Annotated in this window: 17 protein-coding genes; 10 read left to right on the forward strand and 7 right to left on the reverse strand. The window is 73.4% G+C overall.

Translation table 11 applies throughout. The features are described from left to right. Positions 1 to 2 precede the first annotated feature (2 nt). From ABZ573_RS21755 to ABZ573_RS21765, 3 genes are all read right to left on the reverse strand, one after another. Positions 3 to 2,954 (reverse strand): BTAD domain-containing putative transcriptional regulator, encoded by a 2,952-nt coding sequence (locus ABZ573_RS21755; protein ID WP_358120399.1) that lies wholly within the window; start codon positions 2,952 to 2,954, stop codon positions 3 to 5. A 63-nt stretch (positions 2,955 to 3,017) separates the two neighbouring features. Further along, the gene (locus ABZ573_RS21760; RefSeq protein WP_151452668.1) at positions 3,018 to 4,658 is read right to left on the reverse strand and encodes an MDR family MFS transporter; all 1,641 of its coding nucleotides are present in this window, start codon (positions 4,656 to 4,658) and stop codon (positions 3,018 to 3,020) included. Further along, positions 4,655 to 5,122 (reverse strand): MarR family transcriptional regulator, encoded by a 468-nt coding sequence (locus ABZ573_RS21765; protein ID WP_225851923.1) that lies wholly within the window; start codon positions 5,120 to 5,122, stop codon positions 4,655 to 4,657. The genes ABZ573_RS21760 and ABZ573_RS21765 overlap by 4 nt, the downstream gene beginning before the upstream one ends. A gap of 109 nt (positions 5,123 to 5,231) precedes the next feature. On the opposite strand from ABZ573_RS21765, the gene ABZ573_RS21770 reads away from it, so the two are divergent. From ABZ573_RS21770 to ABZ573_RS21800, 7 genes are all read left to right on the forward strand, one after another. Next, on the forward strand, positions 5,232 to 5,828 hold the full coding sequence (locus ABZ573_RS21770; protein ID WP_358120404.1) for a TetR family transcriptional regulator: 597 nt from the start codon (positions 5,232 to 5,234) through the stop codon (positions 5,826 to 5,828). Between the two features lie 238 nt (positions 5,829 to 6,066). Further along, positions 6,067 to 6,705: a HEAT repeat domain-containing protein gene (locus ABZ573_RS21775; RefSeq protein ID WP_358120535.1), complete on the forward strand. Its 639-nt coding sequence runs from the start codon at positions 6,067 to 6,069 to the stop codon at positions 6,703 to 6,705. A gap of 6 nt (positions 6,706 to 6,711) precedes the next feature. Further along, on the forward strand, positions 6,712 to 7,716 hold the full coding sequence (locus ABZ573_RS21780; protein ID WP_358120407.1) for a MerR family transcriptional regulator: 1,005 nt from the start codon (positions 6,712 to 6,714) through the stop codon (positions 7,714 to 7,716). Between the two features lie 160 nt (positions 7,717 to 7,876). After that, positions 7,877 to 8,845 carry a helix-turn-helix domain-containing protein gene (locus ABZ573_RS21785; RefSeq protein WP_358120410.1) on the forward strand — a complete coding sequence of 323 codons (969 nt, stop codon included), beginning with the start codon at positions 7,877 to 7,879 and terminating at the stop codon, positions 8,843 to 8,845. A gap of 7 nt (positions 8,846 to 8,852) precedes the next feature. Beyond that, complete coding sequence (locus ABZ573_RS21790) at positions 8,853 to 9,617, forward strand: HD domain-containing protein (protein WP_327027977.1); 765 nt, start codon at positions 8,853 to 8,855, stop codon at positions 9,615 to 9,617. Positions 9,618 to 9,708: 91 nt separating this feature from the next. Next, complete coding sequence (locus tag ABZ573_RS21795; RefSeq protein ID WP_358120414.1) at positions 9,709 to 10,689, forward strand: DUF2804 domain-containing protein; 981 nt, start codon at positions 9,709 to 9,711, stop codon at positions 10,687 to 10,689. A gap of 66 nt (positions 10,690 to 10,755) precedes the next feature. Beyond that, entirely contained in the window at positions 10,756 to 11,982 is a 1,227-nt protein-coding gene (locus ABZ573_RS21800; protein WP_151452675.1) for a MalY/PatB family protein, read from the forward strand. Positions 11,983 to 12,072: 90 nt separating this feature from the next. Here the strand turns inward: ABZ573_RS21800 and ABZ573_RS21805 are convergent, their stop codons facing one another. Both ABZ573_RS21805 and ABZ573_RS21810 read right to left on the reverse strand, forming a co-directional pair. Next, the gene (locus tag ABZ573_RS21805) at positions 12,073 to 13,227 is read right to left on the reverse strand and encodes a hypothetical protein (protein WP_358120418.1); all 1,155 of its coding nucleotides are present in this window, start codon (positions 13,225 to 13,227) and stop codon (positions 12,073 to 12,075) included. A gap of 94 nt (positions 13,228 to 13,321) precedes the next feature. Beyond that, on the reverse strand, positions 13,322 to 13,627 hold the full coding sequence (locus ABZ573_RS21810; protein WP_358120421.1) for a hypothetical protein: 306 nt from the start codon (positions 13,625 to 13,627) through the stop codon (positions 13,322 to 13,324). A 202-nt stretch (positions 13,628 to 13,829) separates the two neighbouring features. Between ABZ573_RS21810 and ABZ573_RS21815 the strand changes: the two genes are divergently transcribed. After that, entirely contained in the window at positions 13,830 to 15,149 is a 1,320-nt protein-coding gene (locus tag ABZ573_RS21815) for a M23 family metallopeptidase (RefSeq protein ID WP_327027970.1), read from the forward strand. A gap of 62 nt (positions 15,150 to 15,211) precedes the next feature. Continuing rightward, on the forward strand, positions 15,212 to 15,430 hold the full coding sequence (locus ABZ573_RS21820) for a hypothetical protein (RefSeq protein WP_358120425.1): 219 nt from the start codon (positions 15,212 to 15,214) through the stop codon (positions 15,428 to 15,430). A gap of 113 nt (positions 15,431 to 15,543) precedes the next feature. Here the strand turns inward: ABZ573_RS21820 and ABZ573_RS21825 are convergent, their stop codons facing one another. Then, the gene (locus ABZ573_RS21825; RefSeq protein WP_327027968.1) at positions 15,544 to 15,864 is read right to left on the reverse strand and encodes a hypothetical protein; all 321 of its coding nucleotides are present in this window, start codon (positions 15,862 to 15,864) and stop codon (positions 15,544 to 15,546) included. A gap of 143 nt (positions 15,865 to 16,007) precedes the next feature. On the opposite strand from ABZ573_RS21825, the gene ABZ573_RS21830 reads away from it, so the two are divergent. Further along, the gene (locus tag ABZ573_RS21830) at positions 16,008 to 16,205 is read left to right on the forward strand and encodes a hypothetical protein (protein WP_151452679.1); all 198 of its coding nucleotides are present in this window, start codon (positions 16,008 to 16,010) and stop codon (positions 16,203 to 16,205) included. 136 nt (positions 16,206 to 16,341) lie between these two features. Here the strand turns inward: ABZ573_RS21830 and ABZ573_RS21835 are convergent, their stop codons facing one another. Then, a complete protein-coding gene (locus ABZ573_RS21835) occupies positions 16,342 to 17,250 on the reverse strand; it encodes a hypothetical protein (protein WP_358120429.1) in 909 nt (302 codons plus the stop codon). Positions 17,251 to 17,388 lie beyond the last annotated feature (138 nt).

Below are 17,388 nucleotides of genomic sequence, written 5' to 3' on the forward strand. Positions count from 1 at the left end.
GCTCAGAGTCGGCCGAAGTGGTCGGCGTACTGCGGATCCCGGTAGCCGGACAGCGGACCGAGCAGGTCCCGCGCCTCGGTCTCCAGGATGGACGCGGCGCTGCGGTCCCCGGCCGCGCGGGCGATCCGGCCCTGTGCCTGCCGCGCGACGGCCCGCAGGTAGCGGTCGCCGATCCGGACGGCCACCGTCCCCGCCTCGTCGGCGTCGCGGGCGGCGGCGGCGTGGTCGGCGAGCCCGAGGTGGGCCGCCGCGCGGGACAGCAACGCCTCGCAGCGCGACGGCAGGTCCTCGGACCACTCGGCGATGGCCATCGCCTCGTCGAGGCACTCGCGGGCCTCCGACCACTGCCCGGTACGGCACAGCAGTTGGCCCCGTGCGCCGAGGGCGGCGCCCCGCAGGCCGACGGCGTCGACGTCGCGGGCGATGCGCAGCGCCTCCTCGACGTCCGCGAGCGCCTCCTTCTCGGCTCCCGCCGACAGGCGAACCGGGGCGGAACTGCTCAGGGCCGCGCCGATCATGAGCAGTTGGCCCGACTCCCGGCGCAGCGCGAGCGCCTCGTCGTGGTGGCGGAGCGCAAGCGGCACGTCGCCCATCCGGTGGCGCAGGTTGCCGAGCGCCTCCAGGCAGATGGAGATCTGCTCCCGGTCCCCGAGCGGCCGGAGCAGCTCGAGGCAGCGCAGCAGATCCGCTTCGACCACCGACGGTTCGGCGCTGCCCGTGTGCAACGTCGCCCGGTAGAACAGCGCGGCGCAGTGTTCGAGCGTGAGGCCGAGCCGCCCGGTGGTGGCGACCGCGCCGTCGACCAGGGTGAGCGCCTCCTGGCGGTAGCCGTACCGCCGCAACGCGGCGACGCTCGCCCAGGCCAGCGCGGCGGCGAGCGTCGCGGTGCCGGTGGTGGAGGTGGACGCCTGCCGGAAGGCGGCCAGGACGTTGAGGTGTTCCTCGGCCAGCCACCGCGCCGCCTGCGCGGGGCTCTCCGGCAGGTCCTGCCAGGCGGGTCGGTCCTGGTCGCCGACGCCGGTCGGGGCCCACCCGCACGCCGGTGTCCCCGCCGGTCCGAAACAGTGTCCGGCGTTGGTCATCCGCTCGAGTTCCCGGGCGCCCTGCACGTACGTCTCCAGCAGCCGCCGCAGCCCGGCCTCCCGGTCGTCCGCCGGCTCGTCCTCGGCCCGTTCGACGGCGTACAGCCGGACCAGGTCGTGGATGCCGTAGACGCCCGGTTCCCGGGGCTCCACCAGGCGCTCGTCGGCGAGCCGTTCCAGGAGACTCTCGGCGAGCGCGGGCGGCTCGCCGAGGAGGGCGGCGACGGCGCGGGCGGTGACGGTCGGCAGGCGGGTGCTGCCGACCAGCCGGAAGGCCCGGGCGCAGAGCTGCCCCCGGGCGCCGCCGTCGGACAGGGCGGCGTAGGTGAGCGCGATGGACGGCCGGACACTGAGGTCGTCGAACTCCAGCTCGCTGAGGCGCAGCCCGGGATCGGCGAGGCGCTCCACCAGACGGGCGATCGGCCACTCCGGCCGGCTGGCCAGGCGGGCGCCGACGATCCGGATCGCCAGCGGCAGCATGCCGCAGAGTTCCACCAGGCGGGCGGCCGCGTCCGGCTCGGCCGCCACCCGGTCGGCGCCGCACTCGCCCGCGAGCAGCCCGACCGCCTCCGTGCGGGACAGCAGCCCCACGGCCAGGTGTCGGCCGTTGGGCAGCGTCGCGAGCATCCGCCGGCTCGTCACCACGACACCGCAGGAACCGTCCGCCGGCAGAAGTGCCCTGACCTGGGCGGCGTCCCGGGCGTTGTCGAGGACGACGAGCACGCCGCGGCCCGCGATCTCGGACCGGTAGGCGACGGTGGCCTCGCCGACGTCGGACGGCACCGCACCGCCCGGCATGCCGAGCGCGCGGAGGAACCGGCCGAGGACGTCGACCGGCCTCAGGGGCGGCAGGTCGGCGTCCGCACCCTGCAGGTCCACGTAGAGCGTGCCGCCCGGGTACCGGTCGGCGAGCTGGTGCGCGATCCGGACGGCCAGCGCCGACTTGCCGGCCCCTCCCGGGCCGTGCAGGGCGACGACCGCGCTCGTCGCGGATCCGCCGAGCCAGCCGCACACGGCGTCGATCTCGGCCCGCCGGCCGACGAAGGTGTCGACGGCGGGAGGCAGTCCGCGGACCACGATCCGCGCGGGCGGCGGGCGCTGCGGCTCGCCGACCAGGTGCGGGCGGTGGTCGAGGATGTCGCGGTAGAGCGCCTCCAGCGAGGGGCTGGGATCGATGCCGAGCTGGTCGGCCAGCATCCGCCGGGCCCGCAGGTACGCGTCGACGGCACCGGCCACGTCGCCCGTACGGTAGAGCGCCGTCATCAGCTGACCCCAGCCGCGTTGCCGCAGCGGGTGGGTCTCGACGTGCTCGCGCAGCCGACCGACCAGTTCGGCGGAGGCGCCCAGGTCGAGTTTGGCCTGGACGTGTTCCTCCTCGACCATGAGGCGCTGCTCGTGCAGGCGCGTCAGGCGTGCCGCCATCGCGCGGGGCAGCGGCAGCCCGGCGAGCGGCGAGTCGCGCCAGAGGGTGAGCGCGTGGGCCAGACTCGCCTCGGCCTGCCGCAGGTCGCCCCGGGCACGGGCGTCGCGGCCCTGTTGCGCCGACTCCTCGAACTCGTCGAGGTCGCGCTCACCCGGGCGCACCGCGAGCAGGTAGCCGCCGGTGCCGGTGTGCAGCCGGCTCGCGCCGTCCGGCTGGTCGCGCAGCGCCTGGCGCAGCCCGTGGGCGTACGTCCTCAGGTTGGCCGCCGCGGAGGCGGGCCGCGGCTCGTCCCACAGCGTCTCGGCGAGGTGTTCGGTGTGCAGCACCTCGTTCGGGTCCAGCAGCAGGGTGGCGCAGAGTAGCCGTTGCTTCACCGTGCCGAGCGGCACGGGCCGGTCGTCGACCTGCACCTCGAGCGGTCCCAGAAGCTGGAATCGCATGCCGGACATCCGGCATTTCTACCACAGGGACACGCCGGCTTCCGATCGTCGCCCGCCGTCGTGGGTCACGCGTCAGCGGCGCGCCGGCGCCTCCCGACCGTCGGCGTCCACCGTGACCTGGTCGAAGGCCGGAGCACCGTCGACGGCGTCGGCGGCCACGGCCGTCGACCTGGCGGGATCGGGCAGGTCCAGGCTGCTGCGCAGGCCGACCGGCTTCAACAGGACCGCGGCGATGATGCCGACGACGGCGATCGCGGCGGAGATGAGGAAGATGTGGCCGGTGGCGTCCCCGTACGCCGCGCGGACGATCTGCTGGACCGCGCCGGGCATGGCGTCGAGGTTCAGGCTGCCGGCTCCCGCGCTGCCGGAGGCGGGGATGCCGGCGGCGGAGAGGTCGGCGGTGATCTGGTCGGTCACCCGTCGGGCGAGGACCGCGCCGAGCACCGACACTCCGATCGTGCCGCCGAGCGAGCGGAAGAACGCGACGGTCGAGCTGGCCGCGCCGATGTCCCGGAGCGAGACGGTGTTCTGCACGGCGAGGACGAGGTTCTGCATCGTCATGCCGACCCCGACGCCGACGATGAACATGGCCGCGCCGACCAGCACCAGCGAGGTCTCGTGGTCGATGGTGCCGAGCAGGGCGAACCCGATGACGAGCACGATCGCGCCGAACACGATGTACGGCTTGATCTTCCCGGTCTTCGTGATCAGCCGGCCCGCGATGATCGACGATCCGAGGACGCCGGCCATCATCGGGATGGTGAGCAGCCCGGCCTCGGTCGGGCTGTAGCCGCGGCCGATCTGGAAGTACTGGCCGAGGAAGACGGCGCCGCCGAACATCGCCATGCCGACCGCCAGGCTGCCCAGGATGGCCAGGGCGGTGGTCCGCTGGCGGACGAGATCGAGCGGGACGACCGGCTCGTCGGCCCGCGACTCCACCCAGACGGCCAGGGCGAGCAGCGCGACCGCACCGCCCACCATGGCGGCGGTCTGCCAGGAGGCCCAGGCGAACGAGTCGTCGACGAAGGAGATCCAGATGAGCAGCACGCTGACGCCGGCGGCGATCAGGGCCGCGCCCAGGTAGTCGATCTTGACGTTCTCGCGGCGGACCGTCGGCAGGCGCAGGGTGAACTGGAGGAGGACCAGCGCGATGGCGGCGACGGGGACCCCGACGAAGAAGCACCAGCGCCAGCCGAGCCAGGACGTGTCGACGATGAGCCCGCCCAGCAGCGGGCCACCGACCGTCGCCACCGCCATGACGCCACCGAGGTAGCCGTTGTACCGGCCGCGCTCCCGGGGCGGGATCATCGCGGCGATGGCGACCTGGACGAGTGCCTGGAGGCCGCCGACGCCGATGCCCTGGAACGCGCGGGCGGCGATGAGCTGGCCGGCCGTCTGGGCGAAGCCGGCGATCACCGAGCCGACCAGGAAGACGACGATGGCGATCTGGACCAGGAGCTTCTTGTTGAACAGGTCGGCGAGCTTGCCCCAGATCGGGGTGGTCGCGGTCGCGGTGAGCAGGGTGGCGGTGACCACCCAGGTGTACTGGGTCTGCGACCCGTTCAACGCGCCGATGATGTTCGGCAGCGCCGTCGAGACGACGGTGCCGCTGAGCATCGCGACGAACAGCACCAGCAGCAGGCCGCTGAGGGCCTCCAGCGTCTGCCGGTGTGTCATCGGCGCGTCGCCGGCCGTGGTGGTGGGTGCGCTCATCGCGCGGCCTCCAGGTTGTCGTGGTGTCCGAGGACGGTCTCGATGTCGCGGGTGAACCGGCCGAGCGCGGTGGCGAACGCCGCCACCTCCGCGGGGGTCCAGTCGGCGAGCGCGGTGTCGAGGATCCGGCCGTACCAGTCGTAGGTGTCGGTCAGGGCGGCCCGCCCGGCCGGGGTGACGGTCAGCAGGCTGGCCCGCTTGTCGGCGGGGTCGGCGCGCCGCTCGACCAGGCCGTGGCTGACGAGCGAGGCGACGGCGCGGCTGACGGTCGACGGGTCGAGCCCGCTACGGGCCGCCAGCTCCCGGGCGTGGCAGTCGGCAGGCAGCTTCTCGATCTGCATGAGGAGGCCGGCGAGGCCGACCGGCACGGCCGGCCGGACGTCGGCCCGGTGCCGTTTGATCAGCCGTACGCTCCGGATCAGCTCGGACAGCCTCGCACCGAGCTCGCGGCCGGCAGTTTCCACGCCGCCTCCCTTGTCGCAGATGGTTGCCGCACACAAGCATCTGCCGATCTTGCTCACAGTGCAAGTTTGCGCGATGAGAACTGAGTCACCGCCCCGTAGGCTGTCGCCCATGGCGGAGACCACCGGGCTGCGGGAGCGCAAGAAGGCGGCCACCCGCCTCGCCCTGCACGAGGCCGCCCTGCGCCTCGCCACGGAACACGGGCTCGACCGGGTCACCGTGGAGGCCATCGCCGACGCGGCGAACGTCTCCCGCCGGACGTTCTCCAACTACTTCTCCAGCAAGGAGGAGGCGGTCTTCCACGGTGACGCCGTACGGCTGCGCCGGCTGCTGGAACTGGTCCGCCGACAGCCGGCCGACGCGCCGCCGTGGGCCGTGCTGAGCGCGGCCGCCGAGCGCCTCGCCGTCGAGGCGTACGGCAACGCCCCGCCCTCCTGGCTGCTGCACCGCCGTCAGCTACGCGGGCACCCGGGCCTCGTCGCGCACCAGATCGCGGCCTACACCGCCATCGAGCGCGATCTCGCCGACGACGTCGCCCAACGGTTGACCGGCCCCGACCGGGCGCTGCGGTCCCGGGTCGTGGCGGCGACCTTCCTGGCCTCGCTGCGCGTCGCCATCCAGCACTGGATCGACCACCCCGACGGGCCGCTGCACGACGTCCTGCGCACCGCGCTCGCCGAGACCGCCACCACCCCGGCCGTCACGTAGGCCCCGCCGGTCACCTCCACCCCCGCCCGTCACGTCCGCCCCGCCGCCGGCCGGCTGACGCCCGGCAGTAGGAGGTGCGCCTCGGGCCGGCCCCGTCCGAACCTGCGGCAGCGTGAAGGAGGTCGTCCGCCTGGCCGGTCGCGACGTTGGCTCCGCTTGACCTTCACACGGTGACAAGGTCTTCACTGTGGTCGGGGAGGTGGTCGCGATGACCGTGCCGAAGGACGACACGCACACGATGCGAGCGCTCCGGCGGCTGGAGGACAGCAACCCGTCGGTGCGGTTGCAGGCAGCGCTGGCGCTCGGCACGACCCCGGACCCGCGGTTCGTCGACAGGCTCGTCGAGCGGTGCGCGATCGAGTCCGACTTCCACGTACGCGAGATGTTGACCTGGGCGCTCATCCGCCACCCGGCACCGACGACGCTCCCGAAGCTGGTCGACGAACTCCGCTCGGAGCGCGCGCAGGCCCGAAGCCAGGCGTTGCACACGCTGTCCAAGATCGGGGACCGGCAGGCGTGGCCCGCGATCACCCGGGCGCTGCTGACCGACGCCGACGACGAGGTGGCGCGGAGCGCCTGGCGGGCAGCGGTCGTACTCGTGCCCGAAGGTGAGGAACCCGCGTTGGCCGCGGTGTTGGCGACGCAGTTCGGGCGCGGCGGGCGCGCGACGCGGTTGAGCCTGAGCCGGGCGCTGATCGCGCTCGGCGAGGTGGTCACGCCGATCCTGCGCGCCGCGATGACGGACCCCGACCCTTGCGTACGTCAGCACGCCAGCGCCACGGAACGGCTGTCGCGCGACCCGGACGCCGGGCTCGAGTTCGCGGTCGACGAGGCGACGCGCATCGTGGCCCTCGGCATGACCGGCCAGGAGGGTTGACAGGCGTTGTTGATCGGTGAGGTGGCACGGCGCTCCGGCGTCAGCGCCCGCATGCTCAGGCACTACGACTCGCTCGGCCTGGTGCGGCCGACGGGTCGTACCCGGGCCGGCTATCGGGAGTACTCGGGCGAGGACATCCGGCGGATCCTCCACATCGAGAGCCTGCGGTCGTTGGGGCTGTCGCTGCGCGAGGTCGGGCGCGCGCTGGACGATCCCGGCTTCACGCCCTCGGGGCTCGTCGACGACCTCATCCGCCGGACGCGGGAACGCATCGCGGCGGAGACGGAGCTGCTCACCCGACTCCGTCAGATCGACGCCACGGAACCCGCCGGCTGGGACGGCGTCCTCCGGATCGTCGCGCTCCTGCAGGCACTGGGATCGGAGAGCGCCGGCAAGCGCCAACGCGCGGCCCTGTCCTCGACCGAAGAGGTTCCGGTGCCGGTGGGAGCGCTGGTCGAGGCAGCGTTGAGCGAGACGGACCCGAACGTCGCCGGTGCCCTCCGGTGGGCGCTGGCGCGGTCGGGCGACGGGGGCCTGGCACTGCTCGCGGAGGGCCTCGGCTCACCGGTGGCCGAGGTGCGCGAACGTGCCGTCCGGTCCGTCGCCGAGATCCCGAGCGGTGCGGCGACGGCGCTGCTGCGGAACGCCCTCACGCACTCGGACCTCGTGGTCCGCAGGTGTGCCGCTCTGGCGCTCGGAGCGCGTGGGGCAGCCGACGCGGTCCCGACGCTCATCGACATGATCGTCGAGGAGACCAACGACGCCGATGCCGCCGACGCGCTGGGCGCGCTGGCGACCGATCCCGCGTCGGCCGACCAGATCGCCACCGGGCTCGTCGACCGCCTCGCCCAGGCAGCGGTCGGATCGTCGGCACGTCGGCGACTGACCCAGGCGCTCGCGGACGTCCCGGGGATCAGGACGTCACGTGCCCTCGCGGAGCTGGCACAGGACGAGGACCGCGCCGTCGCGCTCACTGCGGCGTACGTCCTCGGGCTGCGCGACGCGCGGTGACGGTTACCCCCTGACCGGAAGGCCCGCCGCGTTTCGCGCGCTCGGGTGCGGCCGCGTCGCGAGCCGCGGATAGCCCCAGGCGGGGGACGGCTCCGCCATGTCCGGATGTGCGGCCCGGCCGTCCTTGTGGCCCTCCGCAGAGGATGACCAGACTGCTCGTGTGGAGATCGCCCGGATCCGCGAGGTGGTCGTGGTGGTGCACGACGGCGTCGTGCTGCTCGACGTGGCGGGGCCCGTCCAGGTGTTGCACGGCAGCGGCGGCTACCGGGTCCGGCTGGCCTCGGTGGACGGCCGCCCGGTACGCACGGACGTCGGCGTACCCCTCGACGTCGAGTTGGCCCTGCACCAGGTGCGGCACCGGTTCGACACGCTGCTGGTGCCCGGCCTCTCCCTCGCCACGGCGCAGCCTCCGCCGGCGCTCGTCGCCGAACTCCCCCGCGTCAGCGGGCTCGCCCGCCGTACGGCGGCCATCTGCACCGGCGCGTTCCTGCTCGCGGCGGCGCGCCTGCTCGACGGCCGCCGGGCCACCACCCACTGGGCGGCCTGCGCCGACCTCGCGTCGCGGTTCCCCGCGGTCCGCGTCCGGCCCGACGCCCTCTACGTGCGGGACGGGCCGCTGTTCACCTCGGCCGGCGTGACCGCGGGCATCGACCTGACGTTGACGCTGGTCGAGGACGACCACGGGCCGGAGCGCGCCCGCACCACCGCCAAGTACCTCGTGGTCTTCCTGCACCGCCCCGGCGGTCAGTCCCAGTTCACCGTCCGCGGCAACACCACGGCCGCCCCCGGCAGCGCGCTGCGCCGGGTCCTGGACGCCGTCGCCACCGACCCGGCCGCCCCGCACACGCTCGCCACGATGGCCGCGCACGCGTCGGTCAGCGAACGGCACCTCACCCGCCTGTTCCGCCGGACGGTCGGGACGACCCCCATCCGGTACGTCGAGCAGGTCCGGGTCGAGGCCGCGAAGACCCTGCTCGAAGCCACCCACGACGGGGTGGCTCGCATCGCCCGTGCCTGCGGCTTCGGCTCGGACGACAGCATGCGCCGCGCGTTCCTGCGCGGCATCGGCACCACCCCGGCCGAGTACCGCCAACGCTTCCGGTCCACGCACCCGACACCCGAAAGATGAGGTACCCGTGACGCCTTCCTTCTCGCGGCGCACCGCCCTCGGCACCGGCCTGGCCGCCGGCGCCGGCATGCTCACCGGGCTGGTGCCCGCCGCCCCGGCCGCCTCCCACGCCGCGCCGGACGCCGACCTGTCCTTCCCGTCGACCCGGCTGGCCCGTGAGGCGGCCCGACTGATCGACGAGGCGCAGGAGGCCTACCTGCGCAACCACAGCCTGCGTAGTTTCCTGTTCGCCCGCGAGGCCGCCGCGCGGGCCGGTCGGCGGCCCGGCCACGACTACGACGAGGAGGTCGTGTTCCTGATCTGCGCCCTGCACGACATGGGCCTGACCGCACGCGCCAACTCCGACCAGCGGTTCGAGATGGACGGCGCCGACTTCGCCGCCCGGTTCCTCGAGGAGCGGGGTGTCACCGACCGCCGGGTCGACACCGTGTGGGACGCGATCGCCATGCACACCACGCGCAGCTTCCGCGACTCACCCGTCTTCCAGCGTCGCCGACCGCCGGAGATCGGCATCGCCCAGACGGGAATCAGCATCGACCTCATGGGCGTCAACAGCCCGGTGCCACCCGAGTACGCCGACCGCGTCCACCGACGTCATCCCCGCCTCGGCGGCGCCCGGGCCGTCACCGACGCGATCGTGGCGCAGGCACTCGCCAATCCCCGCAAGGCCCCGGCCGCGACCCTTCCCGGCGAGATCCTGCACCAGCGCCACCCCGAACTGCCCTACCTGACCTGGGACATGCTCCTGGACTCCAACGCCTGGGGCGACTGAACCGGCCCAGCACCAGGCCCTTCCTCCGCGACATGACCTCCGCCGTGCCGATCCCGGCAGCAGAGGCGGCGGGCCGGTTACCCTCCCCCTCGTGACCCACGAGAACGAGATCACCGAGCCGGTCGACCTGTGCCTCGCGGGTGGGCGGCTCAATCCCGCCGCCGTGGGCTGGAGCCGCCGCCCGCTGCACCGGGCGAACCTGCGCGGCTGGGGCCGCAACAAGCGCTGGGAGTACTGGGGGATCGTCACGCCGACCCACATCGTCGGCCTGGTCGCCTCGTCGCTGGACTACGCGGGGGTGCACAGCCTCTACGTGCTCGACCGCGCGACGAAGGCCGAGATCGACAGGAACGTGGTGGTCCCCTTCGCCCGGGGCGCCCTCTTCCCACCCGTCAGCGGGGCGGGCGCCGTTCGGGCGCGTGGCGGCGGACTCTCGATCGACATCGACCAGGCGCCGTCGGGCACCACCATCCGCGCCGCCGCCCCCGGTCTGGAGATCGACCTCGTGGTGTCGCTGCCGGCGGGTCACGAGTCGCTCGGCGTGGTGGTGCCCTGGAGCACCCGCCGGTTCCAGTACACCGTCAAGGACCTCGGCCGCCCGGTGCGCGGCACCCTGCGGGTCGACGGGGTGGCCCATCCGGTCGCCGAGGCGGACTCCTTCGCCGTTCTCGACCACGGTCGCGGCAGGTGGCCGTACGCGATCCGCTGGAACTGGGCCGCCGGCAGCGGCCCGGGTCGGGCGATCCAGCTCGGCGGTCGGTGGACCGACGGCACCGGCTCGACCGAGAACGGCCTCTTCCTCGACGGCCGGCTGCACAAGATCGGCGACGAGCTGCGCTGGGAGTACGACCGCGCCGACTGGTCGCGCCCGTGGCGGATCAGCGGTGCGCGGGTGGCCGTGGAGTTCCACCCCTTCCACGAGAAGATCGCCAGGACGAACTTCGGTGTGCTCGCCAACGAGACGCACCAGTGCTTCGGGCACTTCACCGGCTGGGCGGCGGCCGACGACGGCGAGCGCGTCGACCTGGCCGGGCTGGTCGGCTGGGCCGAGGAGGCACGCAACCGCTGGTAGCGGTGCCGGGGCCGGACGAGGGCGCCGGGCAGGACGGGGGCGGCACCTGGCCCTAGGGTGGGCGGTATGGCAAGCCCTGGCCCCTCCGCCGACGGCTCGGCGGCCCGGAATCCGCTCACCCTGCTCACGCTTGACGAACTCCGGCAGCGCACCAGCGTGAAGTGGCGCATGTTCGCGCCCGACGTGCTCCCGCTCTGGGTCGCGGAGATGGACGTGCCCCTCGCTCCCCCCGTGGCCGACGCGCTCCGCCGCGCGGTCGACCTCGGCGACACCGGCTACTCGTACGGGACGGCGTACGCGGAGGCGATCGGCGACTTCGCCGCTGGGCGTTGGGGCTGGCGGGACTTCCGCGTCGCGCACACCTCGGTCGTGCCCGACGTGATGATGGGCGCCGTCGAGGTGCTCCGGCTCGTCACCGACCCCGGTGACGCGGTCGTGGTCTGCTCCCCCGTCTACCCGCCCTTCTACGCCTTCGTCACCCACGCCGACCGGCGGGTCGTCGAGGCCCCGCTCGGGCCCGACCGGCGCATGGACCCCGCCGCCCTCGACGAGGCCTTCCGACGCGCGCGGGCCCACGGCAGCCGGCCCGCGTTCCTGCTGTGCAATCCGCACAACCCGACCGGCGTCGTCCACCGGCGCGACGAGCTCGAGACCGTCGCGGCGCTGGCCGACCGGCACGGCGTACGGGTGGTCTCCGACGAGATCCACGCTCCCCTGGTGCTGCCGGGGGCGCACTTCACCCCGTACCTCACGGTGGCCGGCGCCGAGAACGCGTTCGCCCTGGTCTCCGCCTCGAAGGCGTGGAACCTGGCCGGTCTCAAGGCGGCGCTCGCGGTCGCCGGACCGCAGGCCGTGGCCGACCTCCGCCGTATGCCGGAAGAGGTCAGCCACGGGCCCAGCCACCTCGGTGTCATCGCGCACACCGTCGCCTTCCGCGAGGGCGGGCCGTGGCTCGACCTCCTCCTCGACGGTCTCGACGCCAACCGCGCGCTGCTCGCGACGCTGCTGGCGAAGCACCTCCCGGCCGTCCCGTACCACCGTCCCGAGGGCACCTACCTCGCCTGGCTGGACTGCACGGGGCTGGGCGTCGACACGGAGCAGCCGGCCGACGACGCCGGCGTGGTCAGCGACGTCGCCGGGCCGGCGAAGATGTTCCTCGACCACGCGCGGGTCGCCCTCAGCTCCGGGCACGTCTTCGGCACCGGCGGGGCGGGCTTCGTACGGCTCAACTTCGCCACCTCGCCGGCGATCCTCACCGAGGCCGTCACCCGAATGGGCGACGCGGTCCGCTGAGGACGCCCGCCGTCGGCATCAGCCTGGGCGACATCACGTCCGGCGCGGCGTTCGCGCACGGTCGTGGGCTGGCCCGGCAACCCGAGGCGTTCAGTCACCGTCAGCGCCGCCGGTGCGCTCGGCGTCGGCCGGCTGGTCGAACAGCCGCTGGTAGCGCTGCACCGCGAGCAGGACCGCCAACTGACCGAGCGCGCTGACGGCGGCGGCGAACTGGTCGAGGTAGAACACCAGCAGGTTCACCACGCTCAGTAAGGTGACCAGGCCGGCCCGGGCGAGCTCCACGGCACGGCGAGCCACCCCGCGCAGCAGCAGCCCGGCGGCCACGATGAGCGCGGTGCCCACGCCGGCGTCCAGCAGCGCCCGGACGAGCAGGAGCAGCACCCCGCGGCGGTCCTGGATGTCGACGCGGGCGAATTCGTTGGCGGTGGTGAGCACCCCCTCGGTGGTTCCGTCACGCAGGTCGAGAGCGACGGCAACGATCGTGATGAGGTCGCTGAGCGTGGCGAAGCCGAGTAGCCCCAGCGCCAGGACCAGCCCGACGCGCAGCCGACCCCGGGTCAACGACCGCGCCACCCACGCCCGCACGGCGACCGCGATCCGGGCGATCCGTCCTGACCGGTGCTCGTACGGCGGCAGCACACCGGGCTCCGCCAACTCCAGCAGCGCCGTGGCCAGCGGCTGCAACCGGTCGTCGTCCGGACTCGCGGCGGCGGCGCCGAGTCGCCGCCGCAGCTGGGCCCGGTCCCGTTCGCTGAGCCTCCCGTCGACGGCCTCGCCGAGCAGTTCCAGCGCGGCGTGCAGTTGCGCCCGGGTGCCCTCGACCCGTGTGCTGCGGGCGCGCACGTAGAGCCACACGCCGATGAGGAAGGCCGCGTAGGCGATGGGCGCGGCGGCCGGGAAGAAGTAGTCGTTGTCGGCGGTGATGAACTTGCCGACCTCGTCGATGAAGAGCCCGGTGCCGATTCCGGCCAGCAGCGCCGCCCCGAGCAGCGCGGCCCGGTTGACGACGAGCAGCGGGACGAGCGCGGCGACGAACAACGACAGGCCACCCCACAGGGCGTGCGAGATGTGCAACGTACCGCCGCCGACCTGCGGATAGCCGGTCAGCGCCAGGAATGCGCGGGTGCCGAGGACCGCGCCGCCGAACCCGATCAGCATCAGCAGCATGTAGTGCTCCGCGTCCAGTCGCGCCACCAGGCGTCGGGAGGAGCGACGGTGGCGCTGCCGGTGGGACGGGAAGCTCATGTGGACAGCAAACACCGGACGGCAGGGTGCCGGTGGCGCCTCCGCCAAACGCGGGCACGGCCTCGATCCGTCGACCGGCGGGCGGTGCCGAGCGTCAACCGCCGGTGCCGGCGGTCAGGTCGAAGTCGGCGACGACCGGCGCCCGCCCCACCCACACGAGGTTGCCGTCGGTGAACCTGTCGCCGGCCGGGTACCAGCGGCCGGGCCCGAAAGAGCAGTCGCAGCGCAGCTTGACCAGTTGCCCGGGGAGCATCGGAAGTCCGTACGACGTGCCGACGTCGACCGCGCCGACGACGTCCCCGGTGAGGGCGTCGAAGGCGACGACCGTGCTGTAGGCCGCCAACTCGTCGGTGCGGATCCGGCCACTCGTGGGCCGGGCTGTCGGGTCGGTGACCGCCACGCTGTCAACCCGCGGGATGACACTGACTATGATCGATCGGCCGACGGCTCCGAGTCGCGCGGTCCACGAGGATCTGCCCGGCTCGACCGGGACCTGCCGATCGTCCGGTGCGGGGAGCGACCCGGCCGGCCAGCACCGTCACCCCGCGCCGTCGGCCGCCGCGGCCGTGGAGGCGGGCACCCCTGATCACAGAAGGAGTTCCATGAACCAGCATGACGGATCCGGTTGCTGCGGGGGCGGCGACGAGGGCGTACCCGGCATCAGCCGCCGTGGCGTGTTGCGCGCCGCGGCGTTGGGCGCGGGCGCCATGACCGTGGGCGGGGTGCTGATTCCCGGAACCGCGCACGCCGCACCGACGATCTACAACCCGTTCGGCGCGTACCCGGTCACCGACACCTGGGAGGGCCACCTCCGCCGCGGCTCGCTCGGCGGTATCGACTACGGCATGGGCGTGGGCACGGCACTTCCCGCCTGCGGCGCCGGCACCATCCAGAACATCCCCTACAACGGTACGGGTGGACACACCGTCACGATCCACCACGGCGACGGCTACCGCAGCCAGTACATGCACCTGTCGCAGTTCTCGCTCGCCGACGGCGCCAGCGTCGGCGCGGGCACGGTGGTGGGCCGCTCCGGCGGTGCCGCCGGCGCGCCCGGCTCCGGCAGTTCGACCGGCCCGCACCTGCACTGGCACATGATCGACCCCTCGGGCACCAGGATCAGCCCGCTGGTCTACATCGCGCAGAATCCCGGCCAACAGTCGCGTCAGGTGTTCGAGGCGCCCAGCTTCAACGGCTGGCAGGCCCTACCGATCTCCGGCAGCGCAGGCGCGGTCACCGGCTCGGCCGTGGCCACGATCGGGGTGAGTACCACGAAGATCGTCTACACCCTCAACGGCGGCCGGATCTTCGAGGCGGCCAGCAACGCGGGCTGGCGCAACCTCTGGACCGGCGTCTCCGGCGCACAGGGCACCGCGCTGGCCGCGTTGAACTGGAAGGGGGTGAAGCTGGTCTACAGCGTGGTCGGTGGCTCGGTGCACGAGGCGAGCAGCGGCAACGGCTGGCGCAACATCAGCACGGGCATCAGTGGGGTGAGCTCCGCCTCGATCGCGGCGATCGAGATCGACGGGATCAAGTACGTCTACAGCATCGTCGGCGGCTTGGTGCACGAGGCGAGCAGCGCGAACGGCTGGCGCAACATCAGCACCGGCATTCCGGGCTCGGCGGTGGCGGCCATCGCGGCGGGCACCACGAAGATCGTCTACACCCTCAACGGCGGCCGGATCTTCGAGGCGGCCAGCAACGCGGGCTGGCGCAACCTGTGGACCGGCGTCTCCGGCGCGCAGGGCACGGCCCTGGCCGCGCTGCACTTCAACGGGGCAAAGTTGGTCTACAGCGTCACCGGCGGCTACGTGCACGAGACGGCCAGCAACACCGGCTGGCGCAATCTGAACAGCGGGGTCCGCGGCTCCACGGCGGCCGTGCTGGCGGTGGGGAACAACAAGTACATCTACGCCGCCTGAGCCACCGGCGGGGGCCTCCCGGGCGGGAGGTCCCCGCGCCGGCCGCTGTGATCCAATCAACCATGGTTCGACAGCGGGTCCTTGCCGTCCTTCTGTTCTTGATCGCGCTTGTGGCGCTGGCCGCCTCGCGCACGTTCCCGTTCCTTGACGACCTCCCCGAGCTGGCCGAGTCGGCGATCGCGTTCCTGGGCGCGGCGTGCCTCCTGACGGGGGTGTGGCTGTGGTTGCGGAAGCCACCGAACCGGTCGTCGCATTCGGCCGGCGACGACGGCAGACACTGACGGACCCGGGCGGGCAAGGATCACCAGGGCCGGTCTGCGACACCCAGGAGGGTTCACCGTGACCGCTGCCCCGGCACGCCCCCGCCACTACGAACCTCACCCGATCTGACGCGTCACCGTTCGGCGATCCATCCGAGCGTCGACAGGCGGCTGACCAGTCGTTCGACATCGAGTGTCCGGAACATCCACAACTCGTCGCGATCATCGACGTCGAACTCCAGCCCGGTGTTTCGCCATCGCCGGATCGCGATCAGATTGTCGGCGGTGACCACGAAGGTACCGGCCCAGATCTCCCGCAGCGTGATGGCGTGCTGATCCGCCCGTAGCCTCGCCATCGGCCAGCCGGAGTCGGCGCGGACACCGCCCCCGACCTTGGGGACGACCCGGATACCGCCACGCGACGAGAACCCGCCCGAAGGCACCGATCTTGCCATTTCGATGCTCCTACCGTGGTCGAGGGCAAGGGCAGGGAGGGCGGATCCGCAGGGCTGCCTCGCCCACGCAGCCACCCCGGAACGCCCGGTCTCGGTTCGGAAGTCCTCACGGCGCACCGGCGAGCGCGGGTAGCGTCGCCGGTGTGAGGGTGTTGCTGCGGCACGGCCCTGGCGACGGGCAGGTGGTCGACGGCCGAGGCGAGACAGTGGTGTGGGGTGCCTGCCTGTACGAGCGGACCGGCGACCGCGAGGAGCGCCACGGTCACACCGTGATCGTGTTCCGGCACCGGCCGGACTGCTGCGAGCCGTACGGGCGGGGCGGCGAGGACCGCTGCGAATGACGCCCTCGACGATCCGGTGTTCGCGCCGGTGTTCCTCGTGCTGCCACGTGGCCGCCCGAACACGACGGTGTCCTGGAATCGGGTACGGGCGACGGCCGCGAGGCGCGCGGGGCGGTTGACGGCGGCTCCGCCAGCCTCAGCGGCGGGCGCCGCCGGGTCGACCCCGGCCGGTTCCGGAGGCCCGGTGGCCGATGCGCGGAGCCCGCACCACCGCGGCGTTGCCCGCCCCCGGGCGAAAGTCCCGCGCCGCGGCGGCCACCATCTCGTCGGGATCGCCGCCGAGCGCCTGCCGGATGTGCGGCGGCACCACCTCGGACGTCGCCAACGCCATCCGCACCTGCACCGACCGGTCGTCAACCAGGCGGCGCAGATCCGCGTCGTCCAGCTCGACCGCGAGCACCAGCGCGACGCGGACGTCCACCACGGGATCCTGGGCGAGCGCGCTGCGCTGGGCGGCGGTGGTCCGCGGGTTGCGGGCGAGCCCCTTGCGTACGCGCGCGGTGCGGTCGGCCATCAGGGCGGTGATCACGTCGGGGTCGTGGGTGTGGGTGGCGAGCCGTTCCCGCACCTCGGGCGAGACGTCGTCGACCAGCCGCGCGGCCAGCTCGGGCTCCAGTTCGCGCGTCTCCGCGAGTAGGCCGCGAAGCTCCTTGTCGGGAGCCTCCGCCATCACCCGGCGAACCGACTCGTTGCAGGCCGGATTACCGGCGACCGCCCAGCGGACCCACCGGTCGGCGTCCTTGACGAGCACCAGAAGATTGCCGATCGAGGTCGAGGGGTTTCTCGCCACGGCCTCCCGGACGTCGCGATCACGGTCCCGGGTCAGCGGGCGCAGTGCCTGCGCGGGCGCGTCGGTACGGGTCGCGACGGCCTTACGGACCACGGCCGACGGGTCGGACGCCAGGTCGATGAGGGTCATCTGTGGCGTGGTGGGGTCCTGCGCGACGGCGAGCCGCGCGTCGACGCTGCCACCCGTCGCGCCGTCCGCGGCGGCACCTGACCCACTGTGACGGTCGGGTCCGCCGACGTCCTGCTGTTTCCCCATGGGCGCCATCATGTCACGGGTCGCGCCGTGCACCGGCCGGGCCGGGCCGGCCGCCCAGGGGTGATCGACACCACCACCTGGGCGGCCGCGGATCTCGATGGCGCCGCCGCGGCAGCCGGTACCACGGCGGACGCCTCA

This window comes from Micromonospora sp. NPDC007220, from assembly GCF_040634035.1.
In the GTDB taxonomy this organism is placed as follows: Bacteria; Actinomycetota; Actinomycetes; order Mycobacteriales; family Micromonosporaceae; genus Micromonospora; species Micromonospora reichwaldensis.